Below are 20,957 nucleotides of genomic sequence, written 5' to 3'. Positions count from 1 at the left end.
CGCGTTCACGATAGATTTGCGAGAATCCGCCAATCTTCACGCTGGGACCAGGCATCGAGCGCATGGGCACGACCGCACCCGAAACCCTGCTGATCTGCGAGCACTGCGATACGGTCTATCGCCGTCGCCCGCTGGCGCGTGGCGACGTGGCGCGCTGCGCGTGCTGTCACGCGGAACTGGAGCGGCATCAAAGGCTGAGTGTGAGCGCCCTGCTGGCGTTGGTGCTGACGGCGATGATCGTGTTCGTGCAGGCGAACATGTGGCCGATCGTCACGCTGGGCCTGAACGGCCAGCTCAGCGGCGCCACCCTGTGGGGCACCATCATCGTGATGTGGCAGCAGCAGGCCCAGGTGGTCGCCGTGCTGGCGGCCGGCACGCTGTTCTTTTTTCCGCTGGTCAAGATGCTGCTGCTCGGATGGCTGCTGTGGTTCGCGCGCCTTGGCCGGCGCGCGCCGGGTTTCGTGCCGATGATGGTGACGCTGCACTACCTGCAGCCGTGGACGATGAGCGAGGTGTTCGTGCTGGGCGCGCTGGTGGCCATCGTCAAGGCGCATCTCTACTTCGACGTGGTGGCGGACCCGGGCATCTATGCCTACGCGGCGCTGACCTTGCTGATCACCATCTTCGCCGGCGTCGACCTGCGCCAGCTGTGGGAACTCACGCCGGAGGACCAGGCGTGAGTGCGCTTCCGCGCGCCGCCGAACTCGGCCTGATCGGCTGCCATGTGTGCGGGCTGGTTTGCGCGGACGCGCCCGGTCATGCGGAGGCGGGCGATGCACTGGCCTGCCCGCGCTGCGGCTCCGCGCTGCACCGGCGCAAGCCGGACAGCTACGTGCGGACGTGGGCCTTGATGATCGCCGCGTTCCTGCTGTACATCCCGGCCAATGTGCTGCCGATCATGCGCACGGCCAGCTTGAATGACATCGACGACAACACCATCATCAGCGGCGTGGTGGAGTTGTGGGTCAAGGGATCGCCGGACCTGGCGATCATCGTGTTCACCGCCAGCATCGTGGTGCCGATGCTGAAATTCCTCTCGCTGGGTACGCTGCTGGTAAGCAGCCAGCGCGGTAGCGGCTGGGCACGGCCGCAGCGTGCCAAGCTCTATCGGCTGGTCGAGTTCATCGGCTACTGGTCGATGTTGGATGTCTTCGTGGTGGCGTTGCTGACCGCCTTGGTGCGCTTCGGCCTGCTGAGCCTGGTCGAGCCGCTGCCTGGCGTGATCTTTTTCGGCCTGACCGTGGTGCTGACCATGCTGGCCTCGATGAGTTTTGACCCCCGGTTGATCTGGGATGGCAGGGATTTCGATGACTGACGACAGTCGTACTGAGCAGGATGGCCCAAGCCGCGGGGAGTTGCCTCGACCGATAGTGAAGCATCGTCGTTTCAATGCCTCGCTGATCTGGCTGGTGCCGGCGCTGGCGGCGCTGGTCGGGCTTTCGCTGGTGATCAACAACCGGCTGCAGGCCGGCCCGCAGATCACCATCAGCTTCCAGAGCGCCGAGGGGCTGGATGCCGGCAAGACGCCGGTGAAATACAAGAATGTGGTGATCGGCCGGGTCAGCAAGATCCATCTCAGCAGCGATCGCAGCCATGTGCTGGTCAGGGTGGCGCTGGAGAAAAGCGCCGAGAGTTTCGCCACCGAGGGCACCCGCTACTGGGTGGTGCGGCCGCGGATCGGGCTGGGCGGCGTGTCGGGCATCGATACCCTGCTTTCCGGTGCGTTCATCGGCGTCGACGCGGGGGCTTCAAGCACGCCCCAGGACGAGTTCAAGGGGCTGGAGACGCCGCCGGCGGTGAACCATGGCGCGCCCGGCCGCAGTTTTGTGCTGCACAGCGATGACCTCGGCTCGCTGGATATCGGCTCGCCGGTGTACTACCGGCGCATCCAGGTGGGGCGCGTGGTGTCCTACCAGCTGGACAGCGACGGCAAGGGTGTTTCGCTGCAGATCTTCGTGGACGGCCCCAACGACAAGTTCGTCACCACCGCCACGCGTTTCTGGAACGCCAGTGGCGTGGATCTGTCGATCGGCGCGAGCGGGCTGAAGCTCAATACGGAGTCGCTGGCCACCGTGCTGGCTGGCGGCGTGGCGTTCCAGGATCCCGCCGGCCCGCATGACAGCACGCCGGCGCCGGAAGAGACCGAGTACACGCTGTTCGGCGACCAGACCACCGCGATGGCCCCGCCGGACGGCGAGCCGCATTACATCCGCATGCGCTTCGAGCAGTCCGTGCGCGGGCTGGCGGTGGACGCCCCGGTGGAGTTCCTCGGCATCAACATCGGCAAGGTGGTATCGGTCAAGCTTGATTACGACGAGAAGGCACAGCGCTTCCCGGTTCTCGTGGGCGCGGTGGTCTATCCGCAGCGCCTGGGCAGCGCCTATGACAAGCTGGTGGCGCTGGCCAAGGCGCATGGCGAGAATGCCGACCTGTCACAACTGATGGGGCGTCTGGTCACGCACGGACTGCGTGCGCAGGCACGCAGCGGCAACCTGCTGACCGGCCAGCTGTATGTGGCGCTGGACTTCGTGCCGCACGCGCCGCCGGTGGCGTTCGATCCGAACGCCAAGCCCTTGATGATCCCCACCGTGGCCGGCAGCTTCGACAAACTGCAGGAGCAACTGGCCGAGATCGTCGACAAGGTCGACAAGATTCCGTTCGACAGCATCGGCAAGAACCTGGATCAGACCCTGGCCGGGCTCAACGCCACGCTGAAGCAGGTCAACGGCCAGACCCTGCCGGAGGTCAAGAGCACCCTGCGAGGCGTGCAGAAAACCATGCACACCGCCAACGACGCGCTGTCCGGCGATTCGCCGCTGCAGCAGAACCTTGGCGCCACGCTGGAGCAGGTGCAGCGCATGGCGCGTTCGCTGCGCGTGTTGACCGACTATCTGGGCGGTCATCCGGAAGCCTTGTTGCGCGGCCGTCGGCCCGACGCCAAACCGGTCGATGTTCCACCGGCGGCAATCGCGGCGCCACCGGCCACCTCACCGACGCAAGGAAGTCAGCCATGATCCGTACCGCAATGCGTCTGCTTGGCTTCGGCGCGGCGCTGGCCTTGGCGGCCTGCGCTTCGGCACCGTTGCATTACTACACACTGGTCCCGCCGGCTGGCGAGTCAGGCAGTGGGCCGGTTGCGCAGCCTGCAACACCTTCGTTGCCGTTCGAATTGTTGCCGGTCGGCATCCCGGCCCAGGTCGATCAGCCACAGCTGGTGGTGCGCGAGGGCGGCCAGGCGGTGGCCATGCTCGACGGCGAGCGCTGGATCGCGCCGCTCGGTGACGAGGTGCGCGGCGCGCTGTCGGCTGATCTTGCGCGCGAACTGCGCAGCCAGGATGTCAGCGGCCTGCCCGGCAACGGCAAGCCGCTGCTGCGGATCAAGCTGGATCTGCGCCGCTTCGACTCGCAGCCCGCCAGCTATGCCCTGATCGAGGGCAACTGGAGCGTGCGCGTGCTGCATGGCGGTGCCCATGCCGGTGCGCTGGCCTGCAGCAGCCGCATCAGCGAAGCCGTGGGGCCGGGTTATGCGGCGCTGGTGCAGGGGCATCAGCGCGCGCTCGGGCAGCTGGCGGCGCAGATCGCCAGCGCGGCGCGTGCGCTCGGCGCCGGCCGCGCCGCCGTGTGCCCGGCGGGATAAGCCGCTTCAGGCTTGGCGTCCGGCCCGTGCTGGGCTAGGCTGACCAGTTCACTGCGCCCGGCTGTCGCCGGGCAGCAACCACCGCATCATGGCGCCAGAAATCATGCAGGACATTCAAGACGCAAGCTCTCCCGCACAGGCCGGCGCGCCCGAGCAAGGCTATTCGCCGCAGGCGGTGGAAACCGCCGCGCAGAGCTACTGGACGGCACGGCACGCCTACGCGGTGAAGGAGGACGCCTCCCGGCCGAAGTTCTTCTGCCTATCGATGCTGCCGTACCCGTCCGGCGCGCTGCACATGGGCCACGTGCGCAACTACACCATCGGCGACGTGATCAGCCGCTACCAGCGCATGCAGGGCAGGAACGTGCTGCAGCCGATGGGATGGGATGCGTTCGGCCTGCCGGCCGAGAACGCCGCGATCAAGAACAACACCGCGCCGGCGAAGTGGACCTACGCCAACATCGACCACATGCGCAGCCAGCTGAAGTCGCTGGGCTATGCGATCGACTGGTCGCGCGAGTTCGCCACCTGCAAGCCGGACTATTACCGCTGGGAACAGCTGATGTTCACCCGGCTGCTGAAGAAGGGCATGGCCTACCGCAAGAACGCGGTGGTGAACTGGGACCCGATCGACCAGACCGTGCTGGCCAACGAGCAGGTGGTCGATGGCCGCGGCTGGCGCTCCGGCGCCGTGGTCGAAAAGCGCGAGATCCCGCAGTGGTTCCTGAAGATCACCGACTACGCGCAGGAATTGCTGGACGGCCTGGACACGCTGCCGGGCTGGCCCGATGCGGTCAAGACCATGCAGCGCAACTGGCTGGGCCGCAGCGAGGGTCTGGAGATCCACTTCGCGGTGGAAGGCGAGGCCGAGCCGCTGACGGTGTTCACCACCCGTCCCGATACATTGATGGGCGTGACCTTCGTCTCGATCGCCGGCGAACATCCGCTGGCGCTGAAGGCTGCGCAGGGCAATCCGAAGCTTGCCGCCTTCCTCGACGAGCTGAAGCACGGCGGCGTCTCCGAGGCAGAACTGGAAACCCAGGAAAAGCGCGGCATGGCCACTGGCCTGCTCGCCGTGCATCCGGTCACTGGCGAGAAGCTGCCGGTGTGGGTCGCCAACTTCGTGCTGATGGGCTACGGCACCGGTGCGGTGATGGCGGTGCCCGGGCATGACCAGCGCGACTTCGAGTTCGCCCACAAGTACCAGCTGCCGATCAAGCAGGTGATCGCGGTCGGCGGTGCGGATGCCGAATACGATCCGGGCCAGTGGAAGGACTGGTACGCCGACAAGACCCGCACCGACATGCGGGTGGTCAATTCCGGTGAACTTGATGGCAAGAACTACCGCGAGGCGTTCGATTTTCTCGCCGGCAGGCTCGAAGCCGAAGGCAACGGCCTGCGTCGGGTCAACTGGCGCCTGCGCGACTGGGGCGTGAGCCGCCAGCGCTACTGGGGCTGCCCGATCCCGGTGATCTATTGCCCCAAGTGCGATGCGGTGCCGGTGCCGGAAGACCAACTGCCGGTGGTGCTGCCCGAGGACGTCGCGTTCTCCGGCGTGCAGTCGCCGATCAAGGCCGATCCGGAGTGGCGCAAGTGCGCGTGCCCGCAATGCGGCGGTCCGGCCGAGCGCGAGACCGACACCTTCGACACCTTCATGGAGTCGAGCTGGTACTACGCCCGCTACACCAGCCCCGGCGCGGACGCGCAGATCGATGAGCGCGCCAACTACTGGCTGCCGGTCGACCAGTACATCGGCGGCATCGAACACGCGATCATGCACCTGCTGTACTTCCGCTTCTATCACAAGCTGTTGCGCGACGCGGGCATGGTGCATTCGGACGAGCCGGCGCAGAACCTGCTGTGCCAGGGCATGGTGATCGCCGAGACGTTCTACCGCGACAACGCGGATGGTTCGAAGGACTGGATCAACCCCGCCGGAGTCGACGTGCAGCGCGACGAGCGCGGCCGCGTCACCGGCGCGGTGCTGCGCGAGGACGGCCAGCCGGTGCAGATCGGCGGCACCGAAAAGATGTCCAAGTCGAAGAACAACGGCATCGACCCGCAGACCATGGTCGGCAAGTACGGCGCCGACACCGTGCGGCTGTTCTCGATGTTCGCCGCGCCGCCGGAGCAGTCGCTGGAATGGAGCGAGGCCGGCGTCGAAGGCATGTCGCGCTTCCTCAAGCGGCTGTGGCGCGAAGTGACCACGCATGCGGCGAATCCCGATCATCCCGAAACCGATCCTGCCGCATTGGACGCCGGTCAGAAGACGCTGCGTCGCCAGTTGCACGAGACGATCCAGAAGGTCGGCGACGACTTCGGCCGCCGCCATTCCTTCAATACCGCGATTGCGGCACTGATGGAGTTGCTCAATGCGCTGAACAAGTTCGGCGACCAGAGCGAGCAGGGCCGCGCGGTACGTCATGAGGCGCTGGAGGCGATGGTGCTGCTGCTCAATCCGGTGGTGCCGCACATCAGCCACGCGCTGTGGCAGGTGCTGGGCCACGCCGAGACCGTGCTGGAGGATCAGCCCTGGCCCAAGGCCGACCCGGCCGCGCTGGTGCGCGACACGGTTACCCTGGCGGTGCAGATCAACGGCAAGTTGCGCGCTACCATCGAGCTGGCCGCGACTGCCTCCAAGGAAGAGGCTGAGGCTGCGGCGCGTGCGCAGCCGCAGGTGGTGCATTTCCTGGAAGGCATGAGCGTGCGCAAGGTCATCGTGGTTCCCGGCAAGATCGTCAACATCGTCGCAGGATGAAATCCATGAGCTTCATGAAAGCGGGACGCCTGTTTCAAGCCACGCTGCTGTTGATCTCGGCACTGGCTGTGACTGCCTGCGGTTTCCATTTGCGCCAGAGCGCGGCGCTGCCGCCTGCGATGCAGCGCATCCATCTCACCGTCAGCGGCGGCGGCGAATTCCCGCGCATGCTTTCGCGTGCGCTGGAGCTCTCCGGTGTCACCGTCGAGGACAATGCCGGCCCGGGGATTGCCGAGCTGCGCGTGCCGACGGCTTCGTTCGGCACCGACTCGTTGACCAACGGCGGATACGTGCGCATCACCGAATATTCGGTGCACTACCAGGTGCAGTTCGAGGTGATCGATGCGAATGGCCACATGCTGATACCGCCGCAGCACATCAACATGTCGCGCGAATACAGCTACGACGCCACCAACACGGTCGGCAATGCCTCGCAGGTACAGCAGATCCAGCACAGCCTCAACCAGGACATGGTGCAGGCGATCCTGTTCCGCCTGCAGGCTGCAGGCAAGCATGATGGTGGGCTGGCCGTCCCGGCGAGCGCCGCCAGCACGCACTGATGCCGCTTAGTCCCGGTCAGTGGCAGAAGGCGCTGGCGGCTGACCGCCTGGCGCCGGTATACCTGCTTGCCGGCGAGGAGTTGCTGGTGCTGGAAGCGGCCGACGCACTGCGCGCACAGGCCAAGAAGCTGGGTTACAGCGAACGCGAGGTACTCGATGTCGGCCAGCATTTCGACTGGGACGAGTTGGCGCGATCCGCTGCGGGCATGTCGCTGTTCGCCAGCCGCCGGCTGATTGACCTGCGTCTGCCCACTGGCCGTCCCGGCACCGAAGGCGCCAAGGCGATCAACGCGTTCTGCGCCGATCCGCCACCGGACGTCACCCTGCTGATCACCGCGATGGAGTGGAGCAGCAAGCATGACGGCGCCTGGAGCAAGAAGCTCGACGCCAGCGGCACGATGGTGGTGTTCAATGCGCCACGACCGAACGAGTGGGGCGCATGGATCGGTGCACGGCTGGCCTCGCGTGGCTTGTCCGCGACGCCCGATGCCAGCGCACTGCTGGCGCAGCGCGTCGAGGGCAACCTGCTCGCCGCCGCGCAGGAAGTCGACAAGCTCGCCATCTTGCACGGGCAGGGCCGCATCGATGCCGTCGAAATGGAAGGCCTGGTCGCCGACAGTGCCCGTTACGACGTGTTCAAGCTCACCGATGCCGCCTTCGTCGGCGACGGCGCGCGTGCGCTGCGCATCCTTGCCGGGCTGCGTTCCGAAGGCGACGAACTGCTGGCGCTGATGGGTTGGCTGGTCAACCAGCTGCAGCTGGCCTTGCGCCTGGCCAACGCGCATGATCTCGCCGCCCAGTTCCGCGCCGAGCATCTGTGGCAGGCACGCGAAACCCTGTTCCGCCAGGCGCTGCGCCGCGCGCCGCGCGAGCACTGGCTGCAATGCCTCGCGCGCGCCTCGCGCATCGACCGCATGGTCAAGGGCCGCGAAGCCGGCAATCCGTGGCAGGAAGCCGAGCGGCTGATCGCCGCGATCGCCGAACCGCGTGCGGCCAAGGCGCTGGCGTGAAGCCGCTGGCCATTTTCGGCGGCACCTTCGACCCGGTGCACCTGGGTCATTTGAGCGTGGCGTGGGAGGCTTCCGAACTGCTCGATGCCGAGGTGCGCCTGATGCCGGCCAGCGTGCCACCGCATCGCCCGCCGCCGACCGCTTCGGCGCCACAGCGCGTGGCGATGCTGCGCGCCGCTTTGCAGGGCCAGTCACGCCTCGCGCTGGATACCCGCGAGTTGGAGCGCGCCGGCCCGTCATACACCATCGACACCCTGATCGAGCTTCGTGCGGAACAGGGGGGGCGCCCGCTGGTACTGCTGATCGGTGCCGATGCATTCGCCGGTTTGCCCGGCTGGCATCGCTGGCGCGAACTGTTCGACCTGGCGCATGTCGGGGTGTTGAGCCGTCCAGGCATGGACGCCGTGCTGCCTGATGAGCTGCAGCGGGAGATCTCCGGTCGTCGCGTCGGCGAAGCGGCAGCATGGCGTCACGCCAGCGCGGGCAAGGTGATCGAGCTGGCCGTCACTCCGCTGGAGATTTCCGCCACCCGCATCCGCGAGCTGCTCGCCAGCGGACGTGAGCCGCGCTATTTGTTGCCGGCCGGGTTGTTCGACACCGCCGGGTTGTTGTCGCCGTATCGCGCCAGCAGATAGTCGCGCAGGCGCCGCGTGGCGCCGTCAGCGGCGGCAAGCGCGACGTAGCCATCGGGCCGGATCAGATAGAGCGCATGCCGCCCGAAGCCGGCGCGTGCCATATCGGCATTCCAGGCGAAGACATGCAGCTGAAGCCGGTGCTCGGCGCAGGTAGCCGTGAGCTCCGCGCTTGCCTCGCCGTAGACGTGTACTTGCCAAGCCAGCGACGTGAGCGGATCGAAATTGTCGTGTCCCGTTGCCGTGCGCACCCAGGGCAGGCGATCGCCACCGTGCACCGCGCCAGCGTTGCCGGCACTCAGCGTGCTGTGCCGATAGTCGATACCGATCTGCGACATCGTGCGGAACAGGAACCGGCGCAACGGCGGCCAGCGGAACAGCCATGGCGCGATCAACGGGATCAACCGGGTGCGCACCTGTCGCGCGATGGCACCTTCGCTGGTGGCCAGGGTGAATCCGCGGTCCGTGGTGGCGACCAGCCGGCGGGCAAAGCGGATGCGTTCGATTTCGTAGGTGTCGAGCAGGCTGTCGGCAGCCTGCTGGTTCAGTGCGGCAGCGAGTTTCCATGCCAGGTTCACCGCATCGCCGATGCCGGTGTTCATGCCCTGGCCGCCGGCCGGGCTGTGGATATGCGCGGCGTCGCCCAGCAGAAACGTGCGCCCGTGCCGGAAGGATGGCGCGACCCGGTGGTGCACGTGATAGGTCGAGAACCAGTTCACCTTGGCGATGCCGAGCCGGAGCTGGGCGATCGCGCGCGGGCTGACGTCGTCGAAGCTCAGCTCGCCGTTCTCGTCGGCGGGTTCGCGCACGGTGCCGACCAGGCGCACACGGCCGTGGCCCTTGAGCGGGAAGACCGCGAGGAAATCGGCATCGTCGAGATCGATATGCAATTCATGATCGGCGGCCGGGCCCGTCGCATCCACGTCGGCAACATAGAACCGTTGCGTGTAGGTGCCGCCGGGAAAGGTGAAGCCCAGAACCTCGCGCACGACCGAGCGCGCGCCGTCGCAACCAGCAAGGTAGGCAGCGCGGCAGCTCACTTCCGTGCCATCGGATTGCCGCAGCGTGGCGTGTACGCCGTCGCTGACTTGCTCGAAGCTCAGCAGTTCGGTTCGGCGCTCCACGGTCACGCCCAGTGCCTGCAGTCGTTCGATCAGCAATCGCTCGTGGGCATCCTGTGGAAATACCAGCGCCGACGGAAACGGGCTCAAGCCTTCGCCGATCTGCTGGAACGGTATCCGTGCGGCCTTGCGCCCGCGGACCCACAGGTTGATGCCGGCAATCGTGGCGCCGCCATCGACGACCGCATCGGCCACGCCGATCTGCCGGTAGAACTCCAGCGTGCGCGACTGCACGGCCAGTGCGCGCGAGGTGGTTCCCGCTTCGGCGGTCTTGTCGATGATGCGCAGGCTGACGCCGAGCCGGGTCAGCCACAGCGCCAGTACCAGCCCGGTGGGGCCGGCGCCCGCGATCAGCACCTGCGTGTCGGGGATGTTCGTCGAAGGGGATGGCATGGCGCAAATCTGCTCCCGGATCGGGCCGATCACTGCATGCCGGGAAATCGCGCGGTCATGCGCCACGCTCCAGTTGCCCCTGCACTTCATTGATCGAATCGCGGATGCGCTTGCTGAACACCGAATCGTCGTGGTGGATCAGCAGCAGGTGCTCGGTGGCGCGGGTCATGGCGACGTAGAGCAGACGCGCCTCGTCGGCCTCGCTCTGGCCGGGTTTGGGTAGCGAGCCGAGGCCGGGGATGATCACGAACGGAAACTCCAGGCCCTTGCTGGAATGCATGCTGACCAGCTTGACGCTGTCTTCGACCACGAACAGGGTCTGTTTGCCAACGCCTTCGGCGAGCCGGCTCGGAATGCCGATGCGTTGCAATGCCTCGTGCAGCTTTTCGCCTTCCCATTGGTTGCGGAACAGCACCGCCATGTCGGAATACGGGCGGCCATGCGCGTGCTCGTCGCGCAGCCGCGCGATCAGCACGTCGAGCTGGGCGCCGGCGGTGTCGGTGCGCACCAGTTCGGGCAGGGCGCCGCGGCGGCCGGCGCTTTCCGGTGCGATCAGCGGCACGCCGTCACCGTCGTCGTCGCGCGAGTCCAGCAATTCATTGGCGAATACGCGCGCCACCGAGAGGATTTCCAGCGTATTGCGGTAGTTGAGCTTGAGGATGGTGGTGCGGCCCTGCGCCTGCACGCCCAGGCTCTTCCAGCTGATCTTGCGGCGGTCGGCGCTGCCGTAGATGTTCTGCGCGTCGTCGTACAGCACCAGCAGCGAATTGGTGGCCGGGTCGATCATCTGCACGATCAGCTTGTACCAGTCCGGCTCGAAGTCGTGGCCTTCGTCGATCAGCACGGCGCCGTACTGGAAACGCGGAATCTGGCCGCGATCCACGCCGGCGATCACCGCAGGCGGCAACGCCTCGAAGAAAGCCTTGTCCTTTCCGGGCGGCAACGGCACATGGTAGGCCACCAGCATCTTGCGGCACCACTTGTGGAAGTTGTAGACCTGCACCTTCTCGCTGAGGCCGCGCTCGCCGATCAGCTGTTCGAGCCGTGCGGCCAGCGTCTTGTTGTAGCACAGCACCAGAATGGGTTTTCCCAGTTCGCGCGCCAGCTGCATCGCGCGGAAGCCGAGGATCATCGTCTTGCCGGAGCCGGCGACGCCGTGGATGACCCGGTGCTCGCCGCCGAGCGAGCGCGCCAGCTGCTCCTGCTGCGAGTCCATCACCTTGACCAGGTCGGGAATCTCCAGCGGACGCACCGCCGCGTCGGTCGGGCCGAACAGGCCGAATTGGCCGCTGCCGGGTTCGACCCGCAACTCGGGAAACAGGTGCCAGCGCACGCGGTCGATCTGCGGCAGGGTCAGCGTCACCGGGAAGACCTGCGGGAACATCGCCCACAACCGTTCCTGGAACGCTTCGGCGTCGACCGTCTCGTACAGCTCGTCGCGGCAGATCACCAGATGCTCGGGCAGCACTTCGCCCAGCGCGCCTTCGTCGAATTGCTTGCGGGTGATGTTGGCCAGCACGACGCCCCAGGCCCACGGCATGATCAGCTTGCCGGCATGGCGCGAGCCCTGTGGCTGGCGCAGCGCAGGATCGCGCTCCAGCACCACGCCGATTTCCAGTGCATAGGCGCGCGCCTGCAGCAGCGGGTTGGCCTCCTTGACCAGGCCGCGATCGGTGATCAGGGTGAACTGGGTGTTGTCGGCATGCTGGATGGTGTCGGCTTTCCAGTCCTTCACTTCCAGCACCAGCAGGCCGCGGCGCGGGTGGAACACCACGAAGTCCGGATGGCGCTGTTTCAGCCCGACCGGCACGTCGTACCACAGCAGGTAGTCCTCCTCGAGCTTCTGCTCCAGCCGTTCGGAAACGCGTTTCTCGCCGCCGGTCATGCGCGGCAGGCAGCTGTTGCGGGTCGGAATGAGTGTTGCCACAGGCGCCCCTGACTGACGTGTCCGCCCGACGTTAGCCGATAGGGCGAAGCTGTCAATGCCGGGCGAAATGCAGCGATGCCCCGGCACGCCGAGGGAAGGCCCTGAAACGGATCTACGCCCAGTGCTGCAACCGCTCCACTGGCGCATCCATGCGCCGGCACGCGCGGCTGGCGATGCCGTCCTTCAGCGCGGCGCGAAAGACCGGCGCGATGGTCCATAACGCGTGGGCCGCCAGTCGTGCCTGGCGCTGCTGCCGCGGCGTGCGGCCGAGCAGCTCCGTCGCCCAGTCCGGCAGCAGGGCGCCGCCGGCGTGCAGGAACAGGTCGCGCGACAGTCCCGCTGCAGGCACCGGCAGGCGCACCTGCGCCAGCAGTCCGAGCACCACGCGCGAGCGTTCGGTACAGGCCAGTTCGGGCCGGATGCGGCGGAAGTAGTCGTCGACGGCCTGTTCCGAGGCGGGCACCGCGCGAGCGCCCAATGCCTCGGCGATGCGCCGCACCTCGTCGTAGTAGCGATCGGCGGCATCCGGCGGAAGGTTTACATGGCTGTAGCGCCGATAACCCTGCAGGAAACTGTATGCCTCGGTGACATGCACCCAGGTCAGCAGCGCGGGATCGTCGGCGGCATACGGACGTCCATCCTCGCCATGTCCGGTGACATGCGTGTGGATCTGCCGCACGCGCTCGATCAGCGCTTCGGCCTGCGCGCGCGGTGCGAAGGTGGTACCACCGACAAACGCGGTGGTGCGGCGCAAGCGCCCGAGCAGGTCGCCACGGAAGTTGGAGTGGTCCCATACGCCGGCCAGCGCCAGCGGATGCAGCGTCTGCAAGGTCAGTGCGGCCAGGCCACCGGCCAGCATGCCGGGGAAATCCGCGTGCACGCGCCAGGTCGCGCTGTCCGGCCCGAACAGGCCCGGGTCGCCGTGCGGATGGTCGTAATCGATGCTGCCGGTCCGCGCGCGCGGGAATGCACTGAGCACCCAGTGCCGGATCGCGGCACGCAGCGGACGGAGCGGTTCGCGGGCGATACGGGTGAGGAAGTCTGGCGGCAACGGCATGCGGCAAGTCTAGCGTGGCGCCTTGAGGTATCCAGCGTGGTGGCTGGCTCATGCAGGGCGCGCGAAGGGACCGATGAGCCGGCTTCACCTCCGATTACCGTCGCCAGGCCGTATGCTTGGCGCTGGTCACATCCGGATTGGAGGTTGCATGTCGTTTGCCATTCAACACGATCGTGCCGCGCATCGCTTCGAAACGCAGGTGGACGGCGTGGATTGCGAACTCGATTACACCCTGGCTGCCGGCGTGCTGACGATCACCCATACGGGCGTGCCAGGCGAAGTGGGCGGGCGCGGCATCGCATCGGCCCTGGTACAGGCGGCCATGGACGCGGCGCGTGCCGAGGGCTGGAAGGTGGTGCCGGCCTGTTCGTATGCCTCGGCGTGGATCACGCGGCACCCGGAGTATCAGGATTTGTGCCGATGAAACTCCCGCTATCATCGCCGCGTCGCCGGCTGTCGCGCCGGACATCCGGAGGTTGCGTGCTGCATTGTGAGGCTCCATCCATGGCCACCATGAAGGTTTTGTCCATCGCCGCGTCGGCGTGGTGGCGTGCATGAACAACGCCTCGCCACCCGATGATGCCAGCGTGGCCGCGCAAGCCCAGCCGAGGAGGCGCCGCTGGCGGCCATTCCATTTCATCAAAGTCCGGCCGCGAATGGTCGTGTCGCTGGTGATCTTCATCATCACCTCCGCCGCGTTGGTGGCGAGCGGACTGCGGCCAACCATCGCGGTGCTGCTCGGGTTCGATCTGGGCGCCCTGGTGTTTCTGGCCATTCTGGCGAGGATGTTCAATCAGGCTTCGCCGACGAGTATGCGCACCCAGGCGCAGGAGCAGGACACCGGGCGCTGGGGCATCCTGTGGAGTGGCGTGGTGCTGTCGACCGTGGTGCTGGTGGCGCTGAGCAACGAGCTGCATGCGGCCAAGGCCGGCGGTGCGCTGGCGATCGGGGTCGGTGCGCTGAGCGTGGTGCTGAGCTGGCTGTTCCTCAACACCATGTTCGCGATCCACTACGCGCACGGCTTCTACGGCGATTTCGGCGACAAGCACTCCGGGCTGGATTTTCCCGACACGGCCGAGCCGGATTACTGGGATTTCGCCTATTTCGCGATCGTGATCGGCATGACGTTCCAGGTCTCCGACGTGCAGATCACCAGCCGTTACCTGCGCCGCGTGGCCTTGCTGCACAGCGTGATCGCGTTCTTCTTCAACGTGTTCATCATCGCGATCACGGTGAACATCGTGGCCGGGCTGGGCGGCAGTTAGGCCGCTAGATGGCGCAAGGGCATTGGACGATGCAGCCGCCGCAGGGCAGCCGCACTTCACTTCTCCAGTACGCGACAACAGCGGATACTGGGTAGCCATCGCTTGCAGGCCAGCACGCATGAACTCGTCCTTCGCCAGTCGGCTCGGCATCGAGCATCCGCTGATCCAGGCACCGATGTCCGGCTCGACGCCACCGGCGCTGGTGGCAGCCGTGTCCGATGCGGGCGGACTGGGTTCGTTGGGCGCCGGTTACCTGGAACCGCAGGGGATCCTCGAACAGGCGGCGCAGGTCTGCGCGCTCGGCGATCGGCCGTATGCGATCAACCTGTTCGTGCTCCCGGATGAATTCGAGGCCGACATGGCGGCAGTAGCGGAGGCGCGCGCGCAACTCGATGCGTTGATGGTGCGCGAGGGGCTCGATGTGCGCACCCATCTGCCGGCTCGCTGGGCGCCGCGCTTCTCCGAGCAGTTCGCCGCGCTGTGCGAGGCGCGTCCGGCGGCGGCGAGTTTCGCGTTCGGCGTGATCAGCCCGGCGCAGTTGCGCGAGCTGCGCCAGCGCGACATCTACGTGATCGGTACCGCCACCACGGTGGCCGAAGCGCGCGCCTGGGCCGAAGCCGGGGCGGATGCCGTCTGCGTGCAGGGCGCCGAGGCCGGTGGCCATCGCGGCACCTTCCTGCATGCGGCCGAGGACGCGATGATCGGCCTGTTTGCGCTGCTGCCGCTCACCGTGCGCGCACTGGCGGGGAGTATCCCGGTGATCGCCGCCGGCGGCATCATGGATGGCCGCGGCATGCTGGCGGCGGAAATCCTCGGTGCAGCGGCCAGCCAGTTGGGCACCGCTTTTCTCACCTGCCCGGAATCTTCGGCGGCCGAGGCGTGGAAACAGGATCTGCCGCGGGTCGAGGAGCACCAGGTCACCACCATCCGGGGTTTCTCCGGGCGCGCTGCCCGGGGCTTGCGCAACCGCTTCGTCGAGGCCATGCCGGACGCGGTGCAGGGGTTGCCGTATCCGGTGCTGAATGCGCTCACGGCGCCGTTGCGCCGCGCTGCCGCGGCCGCCGGGCGTGGCGACCTGTTGTCCGAATGGTGCGGGCAGGCTGCCGGTTTGGTGCGGCCACAGCCGGCGGCCGAGCTGGTGGCGCGCCTGATGCACGAATACCGGCTGGCCAGACGCGCGCTGGCCCATTCGCAAACCGGGTGAGCTGGCTGAAACACGGCTGGCCTGGATGCTGGCGTTTGGTTAGTCTCGTCATCTTTGCGTCATGGACGATGCGATCTTGATAAACCTGCGAAACGAAGGTTCATCCGGCAGCTTGCGTCCGGTTTGGATTTACGCCGGGCTGCTGCTTGCTGCCTATGCCATCGCACTGGCGATCTACTTCGGTCGCGCCCCTGGCCTGCTGAACGCACGGCTGCTGGCTGGCGTGCTAGTGCCCGCCCTGCTGGAGGTAGTGGCTTTTCTGTGTGCGTCGAGATGGGTGCTTGGCTCGGATGCATCCAGGCCTGGCTGGTGGCGCCTGGGTCTGCATGCCCTGGTCGCGCTGGCCTTCGGGGCGGCTTATCTGGCGCAAAGCTACGCACTGACGATCTCCAACGCGTTCATCAGTCCGCTTGCTCTCGAAAATGCCCAGGACGCCACACTTACGGTCAGCTGTGGCCAGGGCGGCTTGCTGGCGGCTGGCATCATCGCCTGGCTGGCCATGCTGGCCGGGACATCGCGCCGCGCCGTACCACGAGTGCCGCGCGGCCGTGGCTGGCTGCTGGCCGTGGCTGGGCTGGCCGCCGTGGCGGGTGTCGTCACATTCAATCACCCGGTGCCGCCTGCTGGCGATATGGCTCGGCTGGAGGCGGGGCAATCGCCCGTGACGGCCTTGCTGCGTTCGGCGGTTTCGAAGTGGCGGTCCGCGGGAAGCGTGGCTTTGATACCGCCATCGACCGTCAGGAAACAATTGTGCGATGTGCAACTGGGCGGAGGGCGTTGGCCGTTTCTCAAGGATGTTGTGAATGCACGGCCACTGCCATTTGCAGTCACGCATTCGCCGGCACGGCCGAATGTGGTGGTGATCTTCATGGAGGGCGAGTCGGCCAGGCTGTTCGAGACCTACGGCGGCCGCTATCCCGGCCTGACGCCGAACATCTCGCGCATCGCGGGTCAGTCGATGGTGGTCGACAACTACTTCAACCATACCGCCGCGACGTACCGCGGGCTGCAGGGCCAGCTTACTTCGGGCTATCCCTTCCGCGGCGGTGCCGAAAACGGTGCCGGCTGGACGGCTGGGGATGCGTCGGGCCTGGCCACGCACGCGTATGCGTCGGTGCCTGGAATCTTGCGGCAACAGGGTTACCGGACCGTGTTCTTTTCGCCGCACCAGCGCGCCGAGGCATTGACGCCTTTCGTGCGGATGCTTGGCTTCGATGACGTCTATACGGCCGCGCGCAGCCGCAGCGGGCTGCTGGAGCATCCCGATCCGCTGTTCAACGATGCCCTCACGGATCGGGATCAATTCAGCGCGCTGGCCGCCTACCTGCAGCGCTACCGGGGCGACGCACCGTTGTTTATCGGGATGTATACGCTGGACACGCACGCTTTCCTGGATATTCCAGCGGGCGGCATTCCCTATGGCGACGGCAGCAATCCGAGCTTGAACACGCTGCACACGCTGGATGCCCGGATCGGCGTTTTCTACGATTATCTGCGCTCCTCGAAGTACGCCGCCGACACGTTGTTCGTGCTCACGACGGATCACGCGCATTACCCCGAACCGCCGTTCGTGAAGGTGGCCGGCAGCGGCTACAAGCCGTACTTCGTCGACCGTATCCCGTTGCTGATCCACGCATCGTGGCTGCCACTGCCGCCCCGTCTGGATGTGCACGGGCGGACGTCGCTGGATCTGGCGCCGACCATCCTGCAATTGCTGGGCGTCGACCAGCTGCCGAACAGCTTCCTCGGGCATTCGCTGTTCGAGCGCGGCTACGACCGGAATTTTTCGATCGCGGCGATCGGTCAGGCCATCTATGCGATCTATCGGGGAGAGGTCTATGCACCCGACGAAATTCCCGCGCAGCTCGGCGAGGGCTATGCCGGTTGCAAGGCGCTGGTGCAGACCTACTACGCCTACGAGAACGCCGATGCGATCTTTCCGGCGTCTGATGCGTCTGATGCGGCGGGTCTCGATGCGGGGCGTGCTCACGATAGGAACCGACCCGGAACAGCCGTGGAACGCCAGTCCGCGAATATTCTGGCGAAGGCCCAACCCGTGGGCAGCTGCGCCCTCGATACCGTGGATGGCCGTGCGTTGATGCAGGATGTGCCCGTATCGATCAGGCAGGGACAGCCGTTTGTCGCCGCGGGCTGGGTGGTCGGCGCCGACCTGCAGCCGCCCGCACGGTTCATGTTCCTTCTGCGAGACGGCGGGATTTACGGATTCGAAGGGGCGACCGGCATGCCGCGCCCGGATGTCGCCGATGCCCTCAAGGCCGGGAGCGCCGGCAATGCCGGCTTCAACATGGTCGTCGTCACCGAGGGCCTGCCTGCGGGCAGCTACCAGGTCACCGCCCTGCTGAAGGGGAGTCATGGCGACCAGGCATGCGACATGCATAGGCAGCTCGATATCCGCCCACCTTGAACTGCCCGCACCGCCAGGCACCTTGACGTGTCGCAGCGGCAGGGCGGTTATACTGCAGCCGCGCCATTTTGCGCTGCGATCCCGTATCGAGGCCAACCCTCTTGAGTACTGCCCGTACGAACAAGTCCGTCACCACGGCAATCCTGCGCAAGTCCGTCATCGACGCGCTGGAAGAATTGAAAGCCAAGGACGTTCGCGAGATCGACGTTCGCGGCAAGACCTCCATCGCCGACCTGCTCGTCATCGCTTCCGGCACCTCCGCACGTCACGTCAAATCCATCGCCGACGAAGTCAGCAAGTTCGCCAAGAAGGCGGGCGTGATGCCGCTGGGTGTGGAAGGCGAGGTGGAAGGCGAATGGGTGCTGGTCGACCTGGGCGACGTGATCGTCCATGTCATGCTGCCACGCATCCGCGAGTTCTACGGCCTGGAACGGTTGTGGACGGTGGGCGATAGCGGGCACGAAGCCGACGTCGTGCAAGCCGGTTGAGCTGAACCTGCGGCATGCGCGCACGTCTGATCGCCGTCGGCGAACGCATGCCTGGCTGGGTCGCCGAAGGTTTTGCCGAATATCGCAAGCGGCTTTCGCACGAGCTGCCGCTGGAACTGATCGAACTGAAACCCGGCATTCGCGGCAAGGGCCGAGACGACGCGCGGGCGATCCAGGACGAAGGCGCAGCGATACTCGCCGCGCTGCCACATGACATCCATGTGATCGCGCTCGATGGTCGCGGCAAGACCTGGTCCAGCGAGGAGCTGGCCGAACAACTGGCGCGCTGGCGGATGGCCGGACGTGACCTGGCGTTCCTGATCGGCGGTCCGGACGGTCATGCACCCGAGGTGCTGGCGCGTGCCGACCAGCGCTGGTCGCTTGGCCCGCTGACGTTGCCGCACATGCTGGTGCGGCTGGTGCTGGCCGAACAGCTGTATCGTGCCACCACGATCATGGCCGGGCATCCCTACCATCGGGCTTGATCGCCGTACGGCCCAAGGAGCTCCATCATCATGTCCTTCCAGATCCGGCAAGCCACGATCCTCGATCTCGATACGCTGGCGCCGTTGTTCGACGGCTATCGCCAGTTCTATGGCCAGTCGGCCGATCTGGCGCGGGCGCACGACTTCCTGGCGGAACGCTTCCGCCATCATGAGTCGCTGATCCTGCTGGCGCGCGACGAACACGGCGCCGGGCTCGGCTTCACCCAGCTCTATCCGCTGTTTTCCTCGGTGCGCACCGTGCGCACCTGGCTGCTCAACGACCTGTTTGTGGCGCCATCGGCACGCCGGCAAGGTGTGGCCGCCGCATTGCTTGCCGCGGCGGCGGAACATGCGCGGGCGCTGGGCGCCGCCAGCCTGTCGCTGTCGACCGCGCTGGACAATGCGCCGGCGCAGGCCTTGTACGAATCGCTCGGCTGGCAGCGTGACCGGCAGTTCTGCGAGTACGGCCTCGCGCTTTGATCGCCGCTATGCTTGCGCCTGGTTGCTGATCCGGTATCCCGAATGCTTTATCTCGCCTCGCAGTCGCCGCGTCGTCGTCAGTTGCTGGAACAGATCGGCGTGGCTTTCAGCGTGCTCGATGTCGATGTGCCCGAGCAACGCATGCGCGGCGAGCTGCCGCAGGACTATGTGAGCCGGGTGGCGCGCGACAAGGCGCGCGCCGGGCATGCCCGCCTGGATCACGCCAGCGATGCGATCGTGCTCGGCGCCGATACCGAAGTGGTGCTGGACGACGAGGTGTTCGGCAAACCTCTGGACGCCGACGATGCCGCCGCGATGCTGCGTCGCCTATCCGGGCGCACGCATGCGGTGATCTCGGTCGTGTGGCTGGTCAGTGCCACGTGCGAGCAATGCGCGGTGTGCGTATCGCAGGTGCGTTTTGCATCGCTGGATGAAGCAGCGATTGCTGCCTACGTCGCCACCGGCGAGCCGTTCGGCAAGGCCGGTGCCTATGCGATCCAGGGGTATGGCGCGATGCTGGTCGAGCACCTGCAGGGCAGCCATTCCGGCGTGATGGGGTTGCCGGTATTCGAGACCGCGCGGTTGCTGCGTGATTTCAATGCAGCGGCGGCGCAAGCCTCAGCCGGATAGGTGAGCCACCACAAACCACGCCGCCACCGCCAGCAGGTTGTTGATGCCGTGAGCCAACACACCTGGCCAGATCGATCCCGAGCGCAGTCGCAGCCACGCCAGCAGCAAGGCCAGCAAGAGCAGGTCCGGCAGCGCGAACCATTGCCATTGCAGGCCCGGCAGGTGCACCAGCGCGAACACTAGCGAACTGGCCGCCATGGCCCAGCCCGTCTGCCAGCGCTGCATCAGCGCCGACATCAGCACGCCGCGGAACAATAGCTCCTCGACCACGGGGCCGAGGCTCACCACCACCAGCACCAGCGGCATGCGCCATGCCAGCGGGGTATCGGCGCCAAGTTGCTGGATGTCCTGGCTCACGGTTTGTCCGTGTGCGAACCACTGGGTCAGTTGCCCGCCAAGCAAGGGGGCGGCCACGCCAACCGCGATGGCGAGCGCGAGGTACAGCGGCCGCGACGGCCTCGCGAAACCCAATCCCGGTGGCTGTGCAAGCGACCACAGATGTGGCCAGCGATGCCGGGTCAGCAGCAGGGTCGATGATGCGGCCAGGCCTAGCGTGAGCATCACCAGCACCGCCTGCATGCCGGGTTGTTCCAGCATGGTGTGAATGCTGTTGTCGACCTGGGTCACGCCCTGGTCCAGACGAACAAAGCCCAAGGCCACGGCGAGGATCAGCGCGATCACGGTGCTGCCAACGGCCTGCAGGACGAAATACAGCGCGATCAATCCCAGCGCGGTCCACAGGCTGGGCGCACGCATGGTGGAGGCCGACACGTGTGGTGCGGGTGGTATCGCAGGCGGCCGCAGGGAAGTATCGGTATGCATGGCATCCATGGTGAAGCTGATCCTGTGCGGGCGCGGGAAACCATTTGACCGTATGGCATGCAC

20 protein-coding genes are annotated in these 20,957 nt (G+C 66.4%); 16 read left to right on the top strand and 4 right to left on the bottom strand.

Translation table 11 applies throughout. The features are described from left to right. The first annotated feature begins 62 nt into the window (after window positions 1-62). The 8 genes from B0E46_RS06315 to nadD all read left to right on the top strand — a co-directional run bounded on the left by B0E46_RS06315 (window position 63) and on the right by nadD (window position 8,600). The gene (locus B0E46_RS06315) at window positions 63-680 is read left to right on the top strand and encodes a paraquat-inducible protein A (protein ID WP_077554916.1); all 618 of its coding nucleotides are present in this window, start codon (window positions 63-65) and stop codon (window positions 678-680) included. After that, the gene (locus tag B0E46_RS06310; protein ID WP_077554915.1) at window positions 677-1,315 is read left to right on the top strand and encodes a paraquat-inducible protein A; all 639 of its coding nucleotides are present in this window, start codon (window positions 677-679) and stop codon (window positions 1,313-1,315) included. Before B0E46_RS06315 ends, B0E46_RS06310 begins: the two co-directional genes overlap by 4 nt. Continuing rightward, a complete protein-coding gene (locus B0E46_RS06305) occupies window positions 1,308-3,014 on the top strand; it encodes an MlaD family protein (protein ID WP_077554914.1) in 1,707 nt (568 codons plus the stop codon). Before B0E46_RS06310 ends, B0E46_RS06305 begins: the two co-directional genes overlap by 8 nt. Then, window positions 3,011-3,637: a PqiC family protein gene (locus B0E46_RS06300; protein WP_077554913.1), complete on the top strand. Its 627-nt coding sequence runs from the start codon at window positions 3,011-3,013 to the stop codon at window positions 3,635-3,637. The genes B0E46_RS06305 and B0E46_RS06300 overlap by 4 nt, the downstream gene beginning before the upstream one ends. Before the next feature lie 103 nt (window positions 3,638-3,740). Beyond that, window positions 3,741-6,395, top strand: a complete 2,655-nt coding sequence (gene leuS, locus B0E46_RS06295) for a leucine--tRNA ligase (RefSeq protein WP_077554912.1) — start codon at window positions 3,741-3,743, stop codon at window positions 6,393-6,395. A gap of 5 nt (window positions 6,396-6,400) precedes the next feature. Then, entirely contained in the window at window positions 6,401-6,955 is a 555-nt protein-coding gene (gene lptE, locus B0E46_RS06290; RefSeq protein ID WP_077554911.1) for an LPS assembly lipoprotein LptE, read from the top strand. Then, complete coding sequence (gene holA, locus B0E46_RS06285; protein WP_084776525.1) at window positions 6,955-7,965, top strand: DNA polymerase III subunit delta; 1,011 nt, start codon at window positions 6,955-6,957, stop codon at window positions 7,963-7,965. The genes lptE and holA overlap by 1 nt, the downstream gene beginning before the upstream one ends. Continuing rightward, a complete protein-coding gene (gene nadD, locus B0E46_RS06280; protein ID WP_084776524.1) occupies window positions 7,962-8,600 on the top strand; it encodes a nicotinate-nucleotide adenylyltransferase in 639 nt (212 codons plus the stop codon). Before holA ends, nadD begins: the two co-directional genes overlap by 4 nt. Here the strand turns inward: nadD and B0E46_RS06275 are convergent. From B0E46_RS06275 to B0E46_RS06265, 3 genes are all read right to left on the bottom strand, one after another. Next, a complete protein-coding gene (locus B0E46_RS06275; RefSeq protein WP_077555000.1) occupies window positions 8,534-10,111 on the bottom strand; it encodes an FAD-dependent monooxygenase in 1,578 nt (525 codons plus the stop codon). The two genes, nadD and B0E46_RS06275, sit on opposite strands and share 67 nt — an antisense overlap. A 55-nt stretch (window positions 10,112-10,166) precedes the next feature. Continuing rightward, a complete protein-coding gene (locus B0E46_RS06270; RefSeq protein WP_217316321.1) occupies window positions 10,167-12,038 on the bottom strand; it encodes a 3'-5' exonuclease in 1,872 nt (623 codons plus the stop codon). A gap of 112 nt (window positions 12,039-12,150) precedes the next feature. After that, window positions 12,151-13,095 (bottom strand): oxygenase MpaB family protein, encoded by a 945-nt coding sequence (locus B0E46_RS06265; protein WP_077554908.1) that lies wholly within the window; start codon window positions 13,093-13,095, stop codon window positions 12,151-12,153. Between the two features lie 148 nt (window positions 13,096-13,243). Here B0E46_RS06265 and B0E46_RS06260 point away from each other — a divergent pair, with 148 nt between their 5' ends. From B0E46_RS06260 to B0E46_RS06225, 8 genes are all read left to right on the top strand, one after another. Beyond that, window positions 13,244-13,519 (top strand): GNAT family N-acetyltransferase, encoded by a 276-nt coding sequence (locus B0E46_RS06260; RefSeq protein ID WP_077554907.1) that lies wholly within the window; start codon window positions 13,244-13,246, stop codon window positions 13,517-13,519. 130 nt (window positions 13,520-13,649) lie between these two features. Then, on the top strand, window positions 13,650-14,360 hold the full coding sequence (locus B0E46_RS06255) for a DUF1345 domain-containing protein (protein WP_077554906.1): 711 nt from the start codon (window positions 13,650-13,652) through the stop codon (window positions 14,358-14,360). Window positions 14,361-14,478: 118 nt separating this feature from the next. Beyond that, on the top strand, window positions 14,479-15,564 hold the full coding sequence (locus tag B0E46_RS06250) for a nitronate monooxygenase (RefSeq protein WP_077554905.1): 1,086 nt from the start codon (window positions 14,479-14,481) through the stop codon (window positions 15,562-15,564). Between the two features lie 112 nt (window positions 15,565-15,676). Continuing rightward, window positions 15,677-17,989, top strand: a complete 2,313-nt coding sequence (locus B0E46_RS06245) for an LTA synthase family protein (protein ID WP_168171145.1) — start codon at window positions 15,677-15,679, stop codon at window positions 17,987-17,989. A 101-nt stretch (window positions 17,990-18,090) separates the two neighbouring features. Then, window positions 18,091-18,477: a ribosome silencing factor gene (gene rsfS / locus B0E46_RS06240; RefSeq protein ID WP_077554903.1), complete on the top strand. Its 387-nt coding sequence runs from the start codon at window positions 18,091-18,093 to the stop codon at window positions 18,475-18,477. Between the two features lie 14 nt (window positions 18,478-18,491). Then, entirely contained in the window at window positions 18,492-18,962 is a 471-nt protein-coding gene (gene rlmH / locus B0E46_RS06235) for a 23S rRNA (pseudouridine(1915)-N(3))-methyltransferase RlmH (RefSeq protein WP_077554902.1), read from the top strand. Window positions 18,963-18,992: 30 nt separating this feature from the next. Further along, complete coding sequence (locus B0E46_RS06230) at window positions 18,993-19,442, top strand: GNAT family N-acetyltransferase (RefSeq protein ID WP_077554901.1); 450 nt, start codon at window positions 18,993-18,995, stop codon at window positions 19,440-19,442. 42 nt (window positions 19,443-19,484) lie between these two features. After that, window positions 19,485-20,072 carry a Maf family protein gene (locus tag B0E46_RS06225; protein ID WP_077554900.1) on the top strand — a complete coding sequence of 196 codons (588 nt, stop codon included), beginning with the start codon at window positions 19,485-19,487 and terminating at the stop codon, window positions 20,070-20,072. On the opposite strand, the gene B0E46_RS06220 is transcribed toward B0E46_RS06225, so the two are convergent. Further along, window positions 20,061-20,843, bottom strand: coding sequence for a CPBP family intramembrane glutamic endopeptidase (locus B0E46_RS06220; protein ID WP_254425063.1), 783 nt, complete (start codon window positions 20,841-20,843; stop codon window positions 20,061-20,063). The genes B0E46_RS06225 and B0E46_RS06220 overlap by 12 nt on opposite strands. Window positions 20,844-20,957: the final 114 nt, after the last annotated feature.

Origin of the sequence: Rhodanobacter sp. B04 (assembly GCF_002001125.1) — a bacterium.
Lineage (GTDB): Bacteria > Pseudomonadota > Gammaproteobacteria > Xanthomonadales > Rhodanobacteraceae > Rhodanobacter.
This window is presented reverse-complemented; position numbering and strand designations above follow the sequence as displayed.